The sequence below is a fragment of the Acetobacter sp. genome (assembly GCF_022483985.1).
In the GTDB taxonomy this organism is placed as follows: Bacteria; Pseudomonadota; Alphaproteobacteria; order Acetobacterales; family Acetobacteraceae; genus Acetobacter.
This window is the reverse complement of sequence record NZ_JAKVME010000001.1, coordinates 2,142,039-2,159,853: the sequence shown is the minus strand read 5'-3', so window position 1 is coordinate 2,159,853 and position 17,815 is coordinate 2,142,039. Positions and strand designations below refer to the sequence as shown.

The 17,815-nt window shown below is 54.9% G+C and carries 14 protein-coding genes; 3 read left to right on the top strand and 11 right to left on the bottom strand.

The genetic code is table 11. From position 1 onward, the window contains the following. Positions 1 to 7: 7 nt before the first annotated feature. Both LKE90_RS09560 and clpB read right to left on the bottom strand, forming a co-directional pair. Entirely contained in the window at positions 8 to 382 is a 375-nt protein-coding gene (locus tag LKE90_RS09560) for a YidH family protein (protein ID WP_291493076.1), read from the bottom strand. 183 nt (positions 383 to 565) lie between these two features. Next, a complete protein-coding gene (gene clpB, locus LKE90_RS09555) occupies positions 566 to 3,172 on the bottom strand; it encodes an ATP-dependent chaperone ClpB (RefSeq protein WP_291493078.1) in 2,607 nt (868 codons plus the stop codon). A gap of 422 nt (positions 3,173 to 3,594) precedes the next feature. On the opposite strand from clpB, the gene ypfJ reads away from it, so the two are divergent. From ypfJ to LKE90_RS09540, 3 genes are all read left to right on the top strand, one after another. Beyond that, positions 3,595 to 4,461 carry a KPN_02809 family neutral zinc metallopeptidase gene (gene ypfJ / locus LKE90_RS09550; protein ID WP_291493080.1) on the top strand — a complete coding sequence of 289 codons (867 nt, stop codon included), beginning with the start codon at positions 3,595 to 3,597 and terminating at the stop codon, positions 4,459 to 4,461. A gap of 225 nt (positions 4,462 to 4,686) precedes the next feature. After that, positions 4,687 to 5,394 carry a response regulator transcription factor gene (locus LKE90_RS09545; RefSeq protein WP_291493081.1) on the top strand — a complete coding sequence of 236 codons (708 nt, stop codon included), beginning with the start codon at positions 4,687 to 4,689 and terminating at the stop codon, positions 5,392 to 5,394. Between the two features lie 91 nt (positions 5,395 to 5,485). Then, a complete protein-coding gene (locus LKE90_RS09540; RefSeq protein ID WP_407066089.1) occupies positions 5,486 to 6,811 on the top strand; it encodes a sensor histidine kinase in 1,326 nt (441 codons plus the stop codon). Positions 6,812 to 6,824: 13 nt separating this feature from the next. Here the strand turns inward: LKE90_RS09540 and LKE90_RS09535 are convergent, their stop codons facing one another. From LKE90_RS09535 to LKE90_RS09495, 9 genes are all read right to left on the bottom strand, one after another. Beyond that, positions 6,825 to 7,397, bottom strand: coding sequence for a hypothetical protein (locus tag LKE90_RS09535; protein ID WP_291493085.1), 573 nt, complete (start codon positions 7,395 to 7,397; stop codon positions 6,825 to 6,827). Between the two features lie 9 nt (positions 7,398 to 7,406). Beyond that, on the bottom strand, positions 7,407 to 8,549 hold the full coding sequence (locus LKE90_RS09530) for a baseplate J/gp47 family protein (RefSeq protein ID WP_291493087.1): 1,143 nt from the start codon (positions 8,547 to 8,549) through the stop codon (positions 7,407 to 7,409). Position 8,550: 1 nt separating this feature from the next. Then, positions 8,551 to 8,907: a phage tail protein gene (locus LKE90_RS09525; RefSeq protein WP_291493090.1), complete on the bottom strand. Its 357-nt coding sequence runs from the start codon at positions 8,905 to 8,907 to the stop codon at positions 8,551 to 8,553. Between the two features lie 23 nt (positions 8,908 to 8,930). Continuing rightward, positions 8,931 to 9,455 (bottom strand): hypothetical protein, encoded by a 525-nt coding sequence (locus tag LKE90_RS09520; RefSeq protein WP_291493092.1) that lies wholly within the window; start codon positions 9,453 to 9,455, stop codon positions 8,931 to 8,933. A gap of 17 nt (positions 9,456 to 9,472) precedes the next feature. Then, a complete protein-coding gene (locus tag LKE90_RS09515; RefSeq protein WP_291493093.1) occupies positions 9,473 to 10,549 on the bottom strand; it encodes a hypothetical protein in 1,077 nt (358 codons plus the stop codon). 165 nt (positions 10,550 to 10,714) lie between these two features. Beyond that, on the bottom strand, positions 10,715 to 12,070 hold the full coding sequence (locus tag LKE90_RS09510) for a sensor histidine kinase (RefSeq protein ID WP_291493095.1): 1,356 nt from the start codon (positions 12,068 to 12,070) through the stop codon (positions 10,715 to 10,717). Continuing rightward, positions 12,067 to 12,735 (bottom strand): response regulator transcription factor, encoded by a 669-nt coding sequence (locus tag LKE90_RS09505; RefSeq protein ID WP_291493096.1) that lies wholly within the window; start codon positions 12,733 to 12,735, stop codon positions 12,067 to 12,069. The genes LKE90_RS09510 and LKE90_RS09505 overlap by 4 nt, the downstream gene beginning before the upstream one ends. Then, complete coding sequence (locus LKE90_RS09500) at positions 12,732 to 15,809, bottom strand: efflux RND transporter permease subunit (protein ID WP_291493098.1); 3,078 nt, start codon at positions 15,807 to 15,809, stop codon at positions 12,732 to 12,734. The genes LKE90_RS09505 and LKE90_RS09500 overlap by 4 nt, the downstream gene beginning before the upstream one ends. A gap of 7 nt (positions 15,810 to 15,816) precedes the next feature. Beyond that, complete coding sequence (locus LKE90_RS09495; protein ID WP_291493100.1) at positions 15,817 to 17,004, bottom strand: efflux RND transporter periplasmic adaptor subunit; 1,188 nt, start codon at positions 17,002 to 17,004, stop codon at positions 15,817 to 15,819. Between the last annotated feature and the right edge of the window lie 811 nt (positions 17,005 to 17,815).

The following is a 17,815-nucleotide window of genomic DNA, read 5'->3' as shown; positions in this document are numbered from 1 at the left end:
ACGGCTTTCAGCCGGTAATGGCTGGAAGCAGCACGGCAAACACAGCCAGACAGAGGGCGATCAGGACAATGGTCAGGATGCCCTCAACTTTTGCCAGAGCGATATCCATGGACTTTGTTTCATTCAGCGCCGTTCTTACCTTGCAGAAACGCCAGTAAGAAACGGGAAGCAGGAGAATGCCTGTCAGGACAGTAAGAATGCCCACTTCCGAGGTGGATGCGAAGGACTGATGGACGGTCACGGCATGCTGGGCAGCCAGAAGGCGCAGGAACAGATCGAATTTTGCGAGAACACAACCGAAAGCGACCAGCGCCAGCGCCGTGCGTATCCACGCGAGAAAGGTGCGTTCGTTCGCGGCGTGATCCGTATAGCGTTCGATCATGAGAAGGAGTTCCTGTCGCGCCGGTGAAGGAGGCCGGTTTCCCAGACTGCGGAGGAAGACGCAAGTGACAGATGAGGCATAGAGCGCCTGAGCGCAGTGACTTTACGAGATTTGACGTTCTCCAAAAGAAAAAGGCTCCCCGAAAAGAGGAGCCTTTTTCATAACGTCAGTTCAGCCGGTCAATCAGGCGAGAACGGTCGCCGCTTCACGCCCGTTGATGATCAGGCCATCGCCGTTGGCCGAGACCGTGACCTCCTCGCCATCATGGATCGTGCCTTCGAGCAGCAATTCCGCGAGGGGGTTCTGCAGGGTGCGCTGAACCACCCGCTTGAGCGGACGGGCGCCATAGACCGGATCGTAGCCTTCGTTGGCCAGCCACTGATGGGCCAGATCGTCCAGCCTGATCACGATGTTCCGGTCGGTCAGCAGCGACTGGAGACGGGATATCTGGATATCCACGATCCGCGCCATGTCCTTCTTCTGCAACCGTGAGAACAGCACGATCTCGTCCAGACGGTTCAGGAATTCGGGGCGGAAGTGCGCACGCACGACTTCCATGACCTGAGCCTGCACCATGTCGGTGGTTTCGCCGTCCGGCTGGTTGGCCAGAACGTCGGAGCCGAGGTTGCTGGTCAACACGATCAGCGTGTTGCGGAAGTCCACCGTGCGGCCCTGACCGTCGGTCAGACGACCATCATCAAGCACCTGAAGCAGGATGTTGAAGACATCCGGATGAGCCTTTTCCACCTCGTCGAACAGGATGACCTGATAGGGCCGACGCCGCACGGCCTCGGTCAGCACACCCCCCTCCTCGTAGCCGACATATCCCGGAGGCGCACCGACCAGACGGGCCACGGAGTGCTTCTCCATGAACTCGCTCATGTCGATGCGGAGCAGGGCCTTTTCGTCGTCGAACAGGAATTCGGCGAGCGCCTTGGTCAGTTCGGTCTTGCCGACGCCGGTCGGACCGAGGAACAGGAACGAGCCGATCGGACGATTCGGGTCCTGCAATCCGGCGCGGGCACGGCGCACGGCGCTGGCCACGGCCTTGAGCGCAGGCTCCTGACCGACGACACGGCGACGCAGTTCATCTTCCATGCGGAGCAACTTGGCGCGTTCGCCTTCGACCATGCGATCCACGGGGATGCCGGTCCAGCGGGATACGACCGAGGCGATGCTCTGTTCGGTAACCGCTTTCGACACCAGATCATTGGCCGAACTGGTCTGTTCTTCGTTCTGCGCCTCGGTGATCTTGGCTTCCAACTGCGGAATGGTGCTGTACATCAGCTCCGAAGCGCGACCCAGATCGCCCTTGCGTTGCGCGACTTCCACCTGTGAACGGGCTTCGTCCAGTTGCTCCTTGAGCTTCTGAATGGCGGTGACCCGGTCCTTTTCCGCATGCCAGGCGGCGTTCATTGCGTCGGATTTCTCTTCCAGCTCGGCCAGTTCGGCATCGACCTTTTCAAGACGTTCGCGGCTGGCTGAGTCGTTTTCCTTACGCAGCGCCTCACGCTCAATCTTGAGCTGGATGACGCGACGATCAAGTTCGTCGAGGTCTTCCGGTTTGCTGTCGATCTGCATCCGCAGACGGCTGGAGGCTTCATCGATCAGGTCGATGGCCTTGTCCGGCAGGAAACGGTCGGTGATGTAACGGTTCGACAGCGTGGCGGCGGCGACAAGCGCGCCGTCGGCGATGCGGATGCCGTGATGGAGTTCGTACTTCTCCTTGATGCCGCGCAGAATCGAGATCGTATCGGCGACCGAAGGCTCGCCAACGAACACCGGCTGGAAACGGCGGGCGAGCGCCGCGTCCTTCTCGATGTATTTGCGATACTCGTCGAGCGTCGTGGCGCCAATACAGTGCAGCGTGCCACGGGCGAGTTCCGGCTTGATGAGGTTGGAGGCATCCATCGCACCATCGGAGCGCCCCGCGCCGACGAGCGTGTGCATCTCGTCGATGAACAGGATGACCTGCCCTTCGGCGGATTCGATTTCTTTGAGAACCGCCTTCAGACGCTCCTCGAACTCGCCACGGAACTTCGCGCCTGCAATCAGCGCGCCCATGTCGAGGGAGAGCAGCTTCTTGTTGCGCAGCGCCTCAGGCACGTCACCGTTGACGATACGCTGGGCCAGTCCTTCCACGATGGCGGTTTTGCCGACGCCCGGCTCACCGATCAGGACCGGGTTGTTCTTGCTGCGACGGGCCAGAACCTGAATGGCGCGGCGGATTTCCTCGTCACGGCCAATGACCGGGTCGAGCTTGCCCGCCAGCGCCACGGCGGTTACGTCGCGGGCATATTTCTTCAGCGCGTCGAACCCGGCTTCGGCATTCTCGCTGGTCACGGTGCGACCTTTGCGGACTGTCGCCACGGCTCTTTCAAGTGCTTCGGCGGAAGCACCGTTGGCCTTGAGCGCGCGGCCCGCCTGTGTGTCGGACGCCGCGATGGCGACGAGCAGCCGGTCCTGCGCGACGAAGGAGTCGTTCGCCCTCTGCGCGGCCTGTTCAGCGTTGTCGAGCAGGCGCACGAGGTCAGGCGTTGCCTGTGGCTGTCCGGCTCCGCCTCCCTGAACTTTCGGGAGTTTGGCGAGCGCTTCTTCCACGGCCGCCAGAGCGCCGGGCGGGTTGCCGCCAGCGGCTTTGATCAGTGAGGAGGCTGCGCCTTCACTGTCGTCCAGCATCGCCTTGAGCAGATGCTCGGGCGTGAGTTGCTGGTTGTAGTCACGGAGCGCAATCGTCTGGGCAGCCTGAAGAAAGCCACGGCACCGTTCTGTAAATTTCTGAATGTCCATATTCCTGTTTGTCCCTTTGAAGTGAGGCGACGGTCAGGGCCATGGGGGAGCGCCCCTCAAGGAGGCGGCGCGGCCATGGTCTTGATCTTGCCAAGGATATGGGCGCTGAAAAACAGAATGCAAGAGGCAGTGTGTCGTGCGCGACGGCCTGCTGTGACCGGCTTTTAAAGTGGGGAGCTTCTTTTTCGCACAGCCTCGGACGATGCATGACGCAGGCCTGACGATCGGACGCCATCCTGATCGTGTTGAGTAACACCTTAATTTTTCAGGTCTGAGTCAGGCGTCTGTGAAGCGGGCAGAGATATTCCAGTCCGCTTCTGTCTTCCATCCGTGCGGTGTGGAGCGTTCTGTTGCAGCTTTTTCCTGCCATTGTCGTTAGATATCAACGGTAGTGAGACCTTGCACGAACGGAGCCTGTATCCATGCGTCTGGATGATGAACGCGAGAGCACCAATATTGAGGATATGCGTGGGGCCAGTGGCGGAGGCAGGCGCGTGCCTTTGCGGGTGGGCGGAATTGGCGGCATCCTGCTGATTGTCGGGGCACTTTATTTTGGCGTTGATCCACAGATCGTTCTCAATCTTCTGGAAGGTGGCGGTGGGGCGGTCAGCAGCGGTCCCACCGTTGCGCAGGCTCCATCCCCCGCCGATGACGCACAGAAGCGTTTCATCGCCCGGGTTCTGGCGTCCACGGAGGATGTCTGGACAAACTATTTCACGCAGATGGGACGAACCTACCGCCCTCCGCACCTGGTTCTTTTCAGCGGCGGCATAAATTCGGCCTGTGGTTACGCCCAGACCGCGGCTGGCCCGTTTTATTGCCCGGCGGATCAGAAGGTTTATCTGGACCTTGGCTTTTTCCGGGAGTTGCAGGACCGCCTCGGTGCTGGTGGTGAGTTTGCCCGCGCTTATGTCGTGGCGCATGAGGTCGGACATCACGTTCAGAACCAGTTGGGCATCATGCAGCAGATGAATCAGCAATATGGCGCGACTCAACGTGGTGCGACCAGTCAGTCGGTCCGTCTGGAGTTGCAGGCGGACTGTTTTGCGGGCGTCTGGGCAAAACGTGCTGACGACGCCAGACATATCCTTGAAAATGGCGATGTGGAGTCAGGTCTCAACGCCGCTTCAGCGGTTGGTGACGACAGACTTCAGAAAGAAACGCAGGGTTATGTTGTCCCGGACAGTTTTACCCATGGCAGTTCGGCGCAGCGTGTCACCTGGTTCCGTCGGGGGCTTGGCAGTGGCGACATCAGGCAGTGTGACACGTTCGCGGCGTCATCGCTGTGAAAGGTTAAGGAAAATAGACAGGTGGAGGCTTTTCTGTCTCGACGATGTGAAGTCCATTCGTTCTGTTGATTTGCCACAGGTGAGGAAATCGGAATTGATGGGGTAGGAGGCGCGCACTTCCTTTCCGGGGAGTGATGCGTCGGTTTCTGGACGACCGTACTGTTTCTGAAAAGGATTTTAGTGGTCAGGTCAGCATGTGCAGGGCATCGGTGAAGGATGACAGATATGACCATTACAGCGCCTGATGGCGTCGAAGGGATCCGGGTTCTGCTTGTCGAGGACGACGCTGACATCGCTGAAGAAATTTCAGCGGAACTGAGGGGGCGTGATTTTCACGTGACCGTTGCGGAGACGGGAAGCTCTGGTTTGGAGCAGGCGCTTGCCGGTCAGTATAATGTCATGATTGTTGATCGTATGCTGCCTGAGCTTGATGGCCTGTCTCTGATTGAGGCAGTCCGACAGAAGGGGGGCCGTACTCCGGTTCTTGTCCTGTCAGCGCTGGGCGCTGTTGATGACAGGGTGAGTGGTCTTAAGGCGGGCGGTGACGACTATCTGACAAAGCCGTTCGCCATGGTGGAACTGATTGCTCGGATTGAAGCGCTGCTGCGTCGTCCGGATGACATCCGTCAGACCATCTTGCGCGTCGGTCCGTTGACGATGGACCTCATTGACCGCACGGTGAAACGGGACGGGCGTGAAATCGAGCTGTTGCCACGGGAATTCCGGCTTCTGGAATATCTGATGCGTCGTCCGGGACAGATTCTGACGCGGGCGATGCTTCTTGAGGAAGTCTGGAACTATCGGTTCACGCCGCAGACCAATCTGGTGGATGTGCATATCGGAAAGCTGCGCCGCAAGGTGGACGCCTCTGGGGAGCAGACCCTGATTCACAGCATTCGGGGAGCGGGTTTTACCCTACAGTCTTCGGATTAGGATCACCTTGCTGAAAAATCTTCTTCAGAGTGACCGGCTGGCTCTTTTCCGGACGGCACGTTTCAAATTGGGGCTGGCATTCGCTCTGGCAATGCTTGGCACCATCGTCGTGCAGTTCAGCCTGACCTATACCCAGATGACATCGGTCGAATTCCGGAGGTCCGGTCAGGTCCTGAACGGCGAAATGAAGCTGCTTCTGGCGATGACGACGGAACATCTCGAATATGTTATCCGCGAGCGCGCCACCGATGATTTGAGACTTGTCGTGAATGAGGCAGGGATTTTTACGGCATCCCATCAACCGGTTGTCGGTGAGCTGCGTACATGGCCGGATGGTCTGGTCGCGGATGGCAAGCTCCACAATGTTGTGATGGAGCCGGAAGAGGGGAGTCCCTATACGCTGAGATTTCTCGCGGCGAGCATGCCGGACGGGCATATTCTTGTTCTTGGGCGTAGTCTGCATGTTCTGGAAGAGCAGAAGATCATGCTCCGGCATGCTTCGCTCGTCACTCTTGTTCCCATCGTCTTTTTTGCTCTCCTGGCGGGAACCTGGCTGAGTCACAGAGCGCTGACCCGTGTGAAGGAAATGCATGAAGCTGTCGATCTGATCATGCAGGGGGACATTCATGAACGGCTGCCCGCTGGCGCCCAGCAGGATGAGTTGCAGCGTCTGGCGGGCAGCGTCAACCGGATGCTGGACCGGCTGGAACAGCTTATGCATGACATGCGAAGCGTGGGAGACGATATTGCCCACGATCTGCGCACACCGCTGGCCCGTGTGCGGGTGGGGCTGGAAAGAGCTCTTTCAGGGCCGCAGGCCTTGTCCGCGGACGCCTTGCGGGCTGTAATTGAACGGGCAATCGGTAATCTGGACCAGTGTTTTTCTATCATAACGGCTTTGCTGAGACTGACGGAAATCGATAACAGCAAGGGGCGTGCGGCATTTACCAGAATAGATCTGGCGACGCTCGTGTATGATATTGTTGATCTCTATGAACCGATAGCAGAGAGTGAAGGTATAGAGTTTCTGGCTGCTTTTCCGGAGAAAAGGATTTCTGTAAACGGAGACAGGGATCTTTTGATCGAAATGCTTGGAAACCTTGTTGATAATGCAATAAAATTCACACCTTCTGGAGGAACGGTCCGGATTTCTGTCAGTATGACAGGGCATCATCCTTTCATTGCTGTCGAGGATACAGGCATAGGTATACAACCTGACGAACGGCAGGCTGTTTTATCCCGTTTTTACCGATCTGATAAAAGCAGACATATTCCTGGAAGTGGTCTGGGACTGACGCTGGTTGCCTCGATTTTGCGTTTGCATAATGCGGAATTGAAAATTCTTGATACTCAGGCGGGTCTTCCTGAAAAAGGAGTCTGTTTTCTGATTGTCTTTCCTGCTTCTGAAGCTGTGTAACGCGGAGTCTGAATCAATCAGAACTGGAAGCTACTAGAATGGCTTCTGTTCCTTCAGCCTTGATGCCTGTAATCTCGTGGGAAACGACGGAGAAAGAAGCTTCTCCTGAAGTCATTATGAAAACAGTGCCGGGGGAAGTTCTTGAGCCATAACAAAGACTGGTGCTGTCGTATGTGTCGCGTCCATAACATGCACAGTCTACTGAACTCCAGGGTTCAACGATTCTTTCTATGCTACTGTCAGATGCTTTTACAGAATCAAAAGCCTCTCGCGTGTTACGCTTGGTGAAAAATTCCTGCTTTATACGTTCTATGTAAGAGGAATCACTTTCATTTTCCAGACGTGGCAGGCTGTTGCCGAAATAATCAGATGCGGCAATATCTATGAAGTTTCCACTGCTGGTATCAAGTCGGGTCTGGTTCTGTGTGTAGCCCAGAAGTTTGTAAAGCATTGCCCATGGCCACGCCAGTCCGGTTAAAATACCATCAAGTACCGGGGTCGCATTCTCTGAGGATGCTGGGAACCATGATTGGGGTAAGGTAGAGCGAATGCGTTTGAAAATATCTTCACTGTCGCCAGTAGCCATTGGATTTCCTTAAATATAGGATACGGAAAAATCAATATTTTTCAACCGTACAACGGTGCCGGTCTGTCCACCTATATCAACTGATTGCTGGTTAATCATGATGACGCCAATGGATTCTACAATATTTTCGGCAGCAGAAAAAATGACGCTGGATATTTTTGTATAACTGCATACAGCTCCGACGGTGAGGCTGTTGATATAATCAGATATGCTGGTTGTGATGGTTTTTTCTATGCCTGTCATGTCTGTTCCGGTCTTTACCGTTATGGGAACGGCCACAGACACTGGAATTGTTGTGGAACGAATGACGGAAAATTCTACTCCACAAGCGCGAACGACATTTATCGCCGCTATTGTTTTGTTTATGTTGTCTGATGATATGTCGCCGGAGCCATCATCAACAGCAACGTAAAAAAAACCGGGTCTATAGTACCCGGAAGGATCCTTGTTTTCTATGATCTGATAGAAAATATTTGGGAATGAGCTTTCTATGGCGTATTCAATGGACGAAAGCGTTGCAGAGGATAATGAAGAGAACCACAGGTTAATACGGGATTTGACCGATTCATCTGTTTCTTCGTCATAACCATTGCTGACGTTTGAAAGGTTGGTGCATGTGTCGATGCCTGAAATCTGGGTGCCAAGTGTATTGAGAACACCTGACATGACGTTCCCAACAGAACCTGCGACAGTGCACGTGACGGGGCATGTGATGGATGCAACACCATTTTGACGGATATAACCGTTTGAAGATTCTGACCAATACTGATTGGTCTGATCCTTGGTAACGGAAAACAATACGCTTCCATCAGATGATTTGACGATGGCTCCGACAGGAACTGTTGCCGATGAGGAGTCGGGAGTCAGGCTGATAAAGGTTTCTGTTGTAGTGGATGCTGCTGCTGGCAGGCGGGAAATTCCGAATTGTGCGATCCAGGTATCAACATCATCGCCAAACGATGTGGAAAGTCTGGTGAGCGATAAGGTTTGAAGAATTAAATACTGTATCCAGAGCGCAACTGTTGCATTGGCTTCAAATATCGATCGTGTGACTGAACCCGTTGTGAAATCAATCAATGATGAACAGGCGCTTTGGGCTGCCGCGCATGAATTTGAAACCAATGTTGAAAAATTCTGTAAGGATAGATTCATCTTAAATTTCCATCAGCGTAGTTTCATCCGTAGTTGAATCGGAGTACTGTATGCTGATTTTTTTTGTTCCGTCACTTAGGGTGTGCATTTTTATGGAGGGTGTTGGTGATACTGAAATAGCGGATTCCATTTTCATTTGTTCTAATATAATGGAGGTGATATCATTTAATGTATCTGTATTTCCTATTCTTTGAGGAAGTCCTGCTCCATAGTCAGTCCAGAAAATGTAATCACCTGGATTGGTGCATAGGCGTCGGGTAATGCGTTGTTTTCCAATATCTGAACCGGATGCTACAGCCAGATCACCTGTTTCAGTAATATCAAGATCATATCCAGATGTATGAGATATATCTGACACTTTATCCTGTCCTTGAATTTGTGTTATTGAGGGGGTGTTGTCGAATCCGAGCCTGCTTTCACACCGGAATGTGTATGATGCATGAGCGAAATGCCAGATACTTTCACATCACCTGAAACGGTTACGTTGCCGGTAATTTCAAGATCGGAAATTATTTTTATTCCATTTTTGTCAATACAAAATTCGATGTTTCCTGTTTTTATACCGAGCTGTCCTGCTGAGACGGGTTGATTCTTCAGGCAGGAAAACGTTTGAGGTGGTGTGGTTGAATCAAAAACCCGGCTTACGACGACATAGTTGTCGCCATCTCCATGAGCCGTATCAACAAAAACATGTGTTCCTACTGGCGATGGTGAGTAGATTGTGGCTTCACCAACAGAGATTGCCGCATCACATATCCAGCCGGTTTCACAATTGTCTGGTTGCAGTCGTACTTTTACCAATCCATTTTTATAATCCAGCGCGCTCACGATGCCAAATTTTGCGCGGCCAATTCTGTTGATATGCGAATGCATAAGCATATTTATTGAATTGTGAATCTGTGTCATTTTTTAATTTTCCATATCTACCGCGGTCTTAACATCGCCTTTTTTGTTATGGATCGTCCGCTATATTCGATGGTAACCTGATCAACAGTATAGATTATAGAATCAAAAGAAGTTCCTGTTCCGCTGAGTTTTATGAGTTGTCTTGTGGATATATTCAAGTAAGGGTGGAGGTGTAGTTCAACATTTTTGCCATGCGCCATAATATCGTTATAACGTCTCTGAGCCAGATTTTTACATTGATCAGTCGTTGTTCCAATTGGCGCCGTAAAATTAAAGGCATGTCCGGAGCTATTGTTTTCTGGATATTGTGCGGAATGTACGGTCTTTTGGCGAGCATCCCACGAAGATATTTTTACATATATATCTTCCGAATAGGTCTGGTTGTTCAGTAAATTTATATCGAGAATAGCTCTTTCATAGTTATTCGAGCTTCCTGTCTGATTGTTCCATTGCAGGTTAATGATGTTATCGTTTTCCTGCTTTTTCTTGAAATATAAGGTTTTATTTTCAACCCAGAGATCATATCCATATTCGTGCTGCATGCTGACACAGAGATCCCATGCGGTCTGGTATCTATGCATGCCGGAAAGACCATGCGCCTTATGTTCATACTGGTAAAACTGACCTATAAATCCGGACGTCTTGTCAATATCTGCTGACAGGCCGACCTGTCCCGCGAGATAGCTTATGGCGTCTGACGCTGTCATGTTCAAAAATGACTCGCCTGATATTTCGTAATTTATAAGATTGGCTGACCAGTCTCGTCCGGATAGATTCAAGATCCTTTTGAGAGGATTGAAGGTTGAGTGATCAATTTTTCCGGAAAATATCCGGTCTTCACTTGTCGTGTTTCCGGAGCCGGATGATGTGGTTTGTGCATAAATATCAATAGAGTTGCCGTTTTCAAAAAACGGAATGCTGTTATATGTCGTATCTATGGGTATGGTTGCATTGAATGTGCAGGATTCTGAAAGTCTCGAATTTATGACTTTGACACGAATGGGAGTGAGTGTGTTTCCACTATTATCTTTTATACTTATATTGGAACTGATTGATTGAGGTGTATTTTGTGTATCCAATGATAAAAGGGACATTTTTATTCACTAATGATTATTTTCCTGTTTTTAGGTGTCCCTATGAATTCCAGCAAGTGTTCATGCGAGGAAGATACGGTCGTTAGAAACCTGTAAGAGCAGACAGTTTGTTGATCTCGGGACAGGACATGAGTGAAAAACGAAAATCACCACAATGCGATCTTTTCAGGACTGATTCCTGACGTGGACAGTCGCCTCGTCGGATGGAAAGCGGACGGAAACGATGATGCCTCTTGCCGTTCCGGGAACAGGAGACGTAATCCTGATATCGGCCTGAAGCTGAAGTGATATTTGCCGAACGATCGCAAGTCCGAGTCCACTGCCTTCCGCATCTGTCGTGCCTCTGACGAAAGGTTTCTCCATATCTTGCAAGATTTCCGGCATGAGTGGGTTGCAGTCATTAAAGATCAGAACCTCGGAACTCTCTGTGACCGTCACCCGGACCGGCTGTCGCAGGGAGCCATGAAGAACCGCGTTTTCCAGAAGATTACGGAACAGGATACCAGCAGCATCCATGTCCCCCCGTATCATGAGGTGTGATACTCCTGAGAGTTCAATAGTCTGGTCTTTTTCCCGCTCAAGCTCCTGCGCCAGAAATCGGATGACAGGCACCAGATCAAACCTGTCTTCGGTCAGGGCAATGCCTGATGTGACACGGGAGAGTTGAAGGAGTTTTTCCATCATTCTGCCAATTCGGCGGGCCTGATGCATGATGGTGGTAGCGCGTTCTTCATGTTCCGAGTGCTCCAGCATCCCTCTTAGAATCTGCACCTGCGCCAGAAGTGCCCCGATTGGATTTCTGAGTTCGTGGGCGGCATTGGCTGCAAACGCCCGTTCGGTCGAAAGCGCCATTTTCAGGCGTTCCAGCAGAAGATTGACGGCGGAGTGGATCGCCACGAGTTCTTCCGGCAGTTCCAGCGGTGGGATAGGGGCCAGATTTGCTCCGCCTCGGCTTCTGATTTCCTGCTGCAGACTGGTAAGAGGCTGCATGGCGCTGCGCACACGCCAGCGGACCAGAAGCCAGATCGCCGGAAAGAAGATCAGCATGGGCATGACTGAAATCAGAGTGGCCCGTCTGACCGCTTCATTTCTATGAAAGGTCGGCTCACCCACAAGAATGTAATGATGCCCGGAAACCGAAGGCACGATATACACGCGGAATTCGGAAAGATCGTAGAATCCCGTTTGCAGATGAGGAACAAAAAGCGTATCCGGCGCGTTTTGGGAGCGGACTTCAAGACGACCATCCGTTGAAGCGATCTGATAGGCAAGCGTGCGCCGATTCACGCCGGGGAGCCGGGCGACTTCCCCGCCCGGCGCGGCGGAAGCGTGATCACTTTTATCCAGTTCGCCAATGACGAATTCCAGACGCTCCGCGACTTCCTGCAGGGAGTTGTCGAGACGTTCCGTGACCTCGTAACGGGTAAAAGCCGCGACCAGAACGCTGAGAAGAATCAACGCGCCAAGTACGATGACCAGAGTGCCCGACACGATGCGTGACGCCAGACTCCAGTGTTTCATCGTGACGCCGTTCCCGCGAGGCTGTAGCCCCGGCCGCGAACGGTCACGATCAGACCGGCTTCGGTTTTCTTGCGTATCCGGCTGATGAAAACCTCAATGGCGTTGCTCTCTACATCGTCACTGAGGCCATAGAGAGCATCTTCGATCTGTTCGCGACTGCACAAAGCGCCCGGGCGGCGCGCAAGAAGCTCGACAATAGCCCATTCCCGCGCTGAAAGATCGACATCATGTCCATCGCGCCTGAGCTGCCGCCGGGACAGGTCAATCTCGATCGCGCCAATCGTCACGACATTGTCGGGCAATGCCACATAACGCCGGGCAACAGCCTCGATGCGGGCCACGAGTTCGTCCAGATCATAGGGTTTGACAATATAATCGTCCGCGCCATCCGACAGCCCCGCGATCCTGTCGCTGACCTGATCCCGCGCCGTGGTGATCAGGATCGCCATCGCTGAACGATCACGACGGATGTCCCGCAGGAGATCACGGCCGTTGCCATCCGGAAGTCCCAGATCCAGCAGCAGGAAATCATACGCAGAAGCCCGCAGGGCCGCACGGGCGTCGGAAAGGGTTCTGAACCAGTCAACGACATGACCTGCCTGCCGGGTGTGATCCCTGACAGCCGACCCAAGCGCGCTTTCATCTTCGATAAGCAGGATTTTCATGAGATGCGATTTTTCATGATCCGGGCATAGAGCGATGGCAGCACAAGTAACGTCAGAAGGGTCGAGGAGATCAGTCCACCGATCACAACTGTCGCCAGAGGTCGCTCGACTTCAGCGCCGGCGCTGCTTGAGATGGCCATGGGAATGAAACCCAGACTGGCCACCAGCGCGGTCGCCATGACGGGCCGGAAACGCTCCTCCGCCGCTTCGAACGCCGCACCCGCGGCGTTCCGGCCTGCCTGACGCAGGGAGGTTATGGCTGTCACAAGCACCACACCGTTCAGAACGGCCACGCCGAACAGCGCAATAAACCCGATTCCGGCTGAAATGCTGAAAGGCAGACCCCGAAGGGCGAGGGCCAGAATACCGCCTGTCGCGGCGATGGGCAGATTGATGAAAACCAGCCCGGCCAGTCGCACGGAATTCAGCGCGGTGATCAGCAGGGCGAAAATCAGAGCCAGAGCGATCGGCACGACAATTTCCAGACGCGCCATGGCCGAACGCAGGTTCTGGAACTGGCCGGCCCAGACAATGCGGTAGCCCACGGGCAGGCGGATTTTCGTGCCGACGGCCTTCTGGGCTTCCACCACGAAGGAACTCAGGTCACGTCCGCGCACATTGGCCTGAACAATCAGGCGACGGCGGATGTTGTCCCGGCCGATACGGGGAGGACCGTCCTGCACCGTGACCTTTGCGACCTCGGAGAGCAGAACCGCCCCGCGTCCGTCCGCGCGACGTATCCTGAGACGGGCGATCTGGTCCCGTGTGCCGACCTGAGCGGGATCATAACGAACCTGCGTGCTGATCAGGGCGTCATCGACTGTGACCGACCGTCCGATATGGCCGCCTACAGCTTCGACAACATTCAGGAGTTCCTGCTGTGAGATTCCGAGACGCGCCGCCTGTCTGCGGTCGATGTCGATATGGATGAAGGAAACGGTTCCCTTCCCCTGAGGGGCAACGTCAGCCGCTCCGGGCACGGCTTTCAGAACAGCCGCCACCCTGTCACCAAGGCGGGCAAGCGTGTCGAGATCATCGCCGTAGACCGAGACCGCAATCTGACTCCGGACGCCGGCGAGAAGGTCATCCATCCGCATCTGCACCGGCTGGCTCCAGGACTGCGCGACGCCGGGCAGTTCCGTGCCCAACACCCTGCTCATCGCCATGACCAGCCCTTCCTGTGTCCGCGCCGTGGTCCACTGGGAAGGCGGTTTGAGGAAAATGAAACTGTCCGTCTCGTTGACGCCCATCGGATCGGTGGGGATGGCCGAGGTTCCCGTGTTGCTGACAACGGCAGTCACCTCGGGAAACCGGCGCAGGATACGCTCCTGAATACTGACTTCCTTCAGGGCCTGAGGCAGCGAGATTCCGGGCAGCCGCGTCGTTGTCACCGTCAGTGCGCCTTCACCGAGAGAGGGGATGAACTCGCCGCCAAGATGCAGCCCGACCCAGATGGAAAACACAAAAACTGCGGTCGTCGTGCCGAAGAGTATCCGGGGCCGGTGCTCGCACCAGTTCAGGAGCGGAGCATAACCACGGCGGAGAACGGCGACCAGACGTGTATCACTGTGGCGGCCGACAGATTTCATCACCAGAGCCGCGAGCACCGGCACGCAGACGATGCAGTAAAAGAGCGAGGCCAGCAGGGCCATGATCACGGTCTGCGCCATGGGCCGGAACATCTTGCCCTCAATGGCCTGCAGGGTCAGGATCGGCAGATAGACCATGATGATGACGAGAATACCAAAGCTCACGGGACGGAGGACTTCCGACGCCGATGCAATCGCAAGAGCAGCCAGCGGCGTCTTCTGTCCGGTGGCCTGATCCCGCGCGCGGTGGGTCATGAGACTTTCCACCACGACAAGCGAACTGTCGACGATCATCCCGAAATCAATGGCCCCGAGACTCAGCAGATTGGCCGAAATCCCGAACCAGCGCATGCCTGTCATGGCGCAGACGAGAGCAAACGGGATGACGGATGCAATGACCAGTGACGCCCTCCAGTCACCGATGACCACAATCAGGACGCCGATGACCAGAAGCGCTCCAACGACAAGGTTTTCCTTGACCGTTCTGATGGTGCTGTCCGTCAGTGTCGAACGGACATAGTAGGGATCGAGGCTGACGCCTTTGGGAAGAGACCGGCGAATATCCGGGAGCGCCGCGTGGATGGCGGCCAGCGTGGCGTCTGAACTCGCCCCCATGCGCATCATGATGACGCCGATGACGATTTCACCCTGACCGTCCCGCGTGACGGCGCCAAGGCGTGTTCTCGGCCCCATGGAGATGTGTCCGACATCCCGCAGGAAAATCGCGGTGCCATTGGCGTTGGTCCGGACGGGAATGGAGCCGAATTCGTCGAGCGAGCCGATCAGGCCGCGCCCGACGACGATCTGCTGCTCTTCACCATGTTCGATCCAGCCGCCGCCGGATGCGGCGTTGTTGCCGTCCACCGCGCGGAAAACGTCATCGACCGAAACACCGAGCGCCAGAAGGCGGGCCTGATCGAGAGCCACCTGAAAGGTCTGTTCCGCGCCACCATTGACGTTGACGTCCACGACACCCGAAACCAGCTTCAGCTGAGGCGCCACGGTCCATGTCATCAGGCGGTTCAGATCCATCAGGGAATAGCCGTCGCCCTTGATCTGCAACTGCATGATCTCGCCGAGGCCGGTCGCCAGCGGTCCGATATTCACGCTGATCCCGGGCACGGATATCGTGTCACGGGCCTGCTGAAGCCGCTCCTGAACTCGGGCGCGATCGAGATTGATATCCGTATCATCGGCGAACTGGAGGTAAACGACGGAGACCCCGGACCGTGAGACCGACCTGAGATCGGTCATCTCCGGAATGCCGGCCATACTGGCCTCGATCGGAAAGGTGATCAGTCGCTCGATTTCTTCCGTGGCAAGTCCCGGCGCAACGACGGAAACCAGCACCTGCTGGGGGGAAATGTCAGGCACGGCCTCCACAGGGAGGCCACGTACAGCGAAACATCCTGCGATGAAGATCAGGCCAATAACTCCGAGGATCAGCCAGCGCCGCGTCTGGAGAGCGGATAGAAAGGTAGACATGCGCCTTTCAGTCTCCGTCATCCGAGTCAGAGACCAGCATCACTTCCTTCAGGGCGAACGCACCGTGCGTCACAATCCGTTCCCCTGCCGAGAGGCCGGATGTAATGACTTTCTGTCCATTGCTCGTCCCGCTGACGCGCACTTCCTGTGGGCGGAACCGGTCCGGACCGACCGGGATGAAGACGATGCTTATACCGTTGATGTCCATGACGGCGCTTTCGGGCACGACGATGCCCGTCGTTTTTCCTTGTGCGGGCAGGTGGGTGTTAAGAAACATACCGGGACGAAGACGACCGTCCGGGTTTGGAACGGTGCTTATGACACGCACCAGACCGGTAGCCGGGTCGGCCACGTCACCCACCGAGGTTATCTGCGATTTCAGCAGTGTCGTGCCGGTATCCGACACGAGTTCCGTGGTCTGTTCGCTGCCTTCCGCCACCTGAGCGGCATCCTGTGGGAGAATATCCGAGATAATCCAGACGGAAGAAATGTCGGAAAGGGTCATCAGTTCCGTGGCGGGGGAGACGTCGTCCGCCACGCCGACGGATATGTTCTGCACTTCCGCTGCGGCAGGGGCGATGATCGCCGATGTCTCGTCGGACCTGCTGGTCTGGACCCTGTCTGATTCCGTAACGGAGTTGTATTCCTCCCTGAGTTGGTGGGTCAGCGTGTCAACATCGGCCTGCCGGGCGATGATATCACTTTTTGCCGCCTGAAACGCCGCCAGACGACGTTTGTTTTCTCCTTCCGACACCGTTGATCCTGCGAGCAGCCGTCCCCGATCGTGGGCGGCGGCGGCGTTCTGGTAGGCTGCCTGTGCTGTCGCCAGTGCGGACTGGGCTCTGGCCATCTCAAGACGCACCAGATGCAGGGCGTGATCCTGATAGGTGAGGAGCACATCACCTTTGCGGACGTGCTGTCCCGGGACGACGGCTATGTGCAGGACTTTTCCGGAACCCGCGGGGTGGAGGCGGACAATGCGGCTCGCCTCGGATGTGACGGTCCCCATGGCTTCGAGAGTTTTGCCGAGTGCGCCAGACTGCACCGTCGAGACAGTCAGGGCGGCATTGCCCTGCGCCTTTGGTCCCATTGTGATGATCTGCCCGCTCTCCGCCGCTGATGAAGGGTGTGCAAGCAAGGCAGACAGGCAGACAAGCACCGGAAGCCATCCGACGGCAGCGGGCCTGAAACTCACTGGTCCTTTCCTGCGGCGATGAGTGTCTGGGCGCTGACATCCAGCCAGATGAACGTTTGCTTCTGTCCTACTGACGGAGTGCTGAGTGGCATGACGAACATGCATGAAATTCAGTCGGCTTTCGGTGTCGTTGGTGGGGATGAACAGTGATCTGAGTTTTAATCTATCAGGTGAAGCTGACAGTTTCCTGAACGTCATGCCGGAGTGTCGTTATGCCCGCTGCGGGTGATATGAGGGAGTGATCCGGGAATGCTCTGACAGGCACATGATACGCGAGACTACGCGATGTCTGGTGTTTGGCTTTGAGCCTGATGACGCATCTTTTCCATGAGGAGAAGACTGCTTTGTAACAGGCTGGAGGGTGTTGCTTATCTTCGTACGGATGCGGTGGCGTGCCCCATAAGGAGCAATGTCGTCGAGGCCTGTGATATTTAATTGAAACATTTGTAATACTGAATGTACCAGCTGCTGGAACGTCCCTGTGGAGGCTCGGCCTGCTCCCGGCGGGAAGATGGATGTTTAGCCGTGGGTTATCTCAGAGCCTGCCTGCGGTTGATACAGGCAAGTCAAGTCTTCTCTTCCATAACATTCTGAATAAGGGAGAGGGATTGCCCAACTCGGTGAAACCGCCTCGGCTGACTGGTAAGTTGCGGGCGGTAGTTGAGTTCGTGTGTCTGCGTCAGATGCAGTTCTGGACCGTTTTTACAGTTTGTCCTGTTCTGTATGGCTGTTGAGAATATCAGCCTGTTATGCGGTTTACTGGTCAGATGTCACTGCTACGCCATAACATATGACACGTTCAGGATACAGA

Excerpts from the sequence above, each read along its gene's own strand:
- LKE90_RS09560 (WP_291493076.1), bottom strand. The coding sequence starts at position 382 with ATGATCGAACGCTATACGGATCACGCCGCGAACGAACGCACCTTTCTC.
- LKE90_RS09500 (WP_291493098.1), bottom strand. The coding sequence starts at position 15,809 with ATGTCTACCTTTCTATCCGCTCTCCAGACGCGGCGCTGGCTGATCCTC.
- LKE90_RS09515 (WP_291493093.1), bottom strand. The coding sequence starts at position 10,549 with ATGTCCCTTTTATCATTGGATACACAAAATACACCTCAATCAATCAGT.
- LKE90_RS09535 (WP_291493085.1), bottom strand. The coding sequence starts at position 7,397 with ATGGCTACTGGCGACAGTGAAGATATTTTCAAACGCATTCGCTCTACC.
- clpB (WP_291493078.1), bottom strand. The coding sequence starts at position 3,172 with ATGGACATTCAGAAATTTACAGAACGGTGCCGTGGCTTTCTTCAGGCT.
- LKE90_RS09505 (WP_291493096.1), bottom strand. The coding sequence starts at position 12,735 with ATGAAAATCCTGCTTATCGAAGATGAAAGCGCGCTTGGGTCGGCTGTC.
- LKE90_RS09510 (WP_291493095.1), bottom strand. The coding sequence starts at position 12,070 with ATGAAACACTGGAGTCTGGCGTCACGCATCGTGTCGGGCACTCTGGTC.
- LKE90_RS09545 (WP_291493081.1), top strand. The coding sequence starts at position 4,687 with ATGACCATTACAGCGCCTGATGGCGTCGAAGGGATCCGGGTTCTGCTT.
- LKE90_RS09530 (WP_291493087.1), bottom strand. The coding sequence starts at position 8,549 with ATGAATCTATCCTTACAGAATTTTTCAACATTGGTTTCAAATTCATGC.
- ypfJ (WP_291493080.1), top strand. The coding sequence starts at position 3,595 with ATGCGTCTGGATGATGAACGCGAGAGCACCAATATTGAGGATATGCGT.
- LKE90_RS09540 (WP_407066089.1), top strand. The coding sequence starts at position 5,486 with ATGCTTGGCACCATCGTCGTGCAGTTCAGCCTGACCTATACCCAGATG.
- LKE90_RS09520 (WP_291493092.1), bottom strand. The coding sequence starts at position 9,455 with ATGACACAGATTCACAATTCAATAAATATGCTTATGCATTCGCATATC.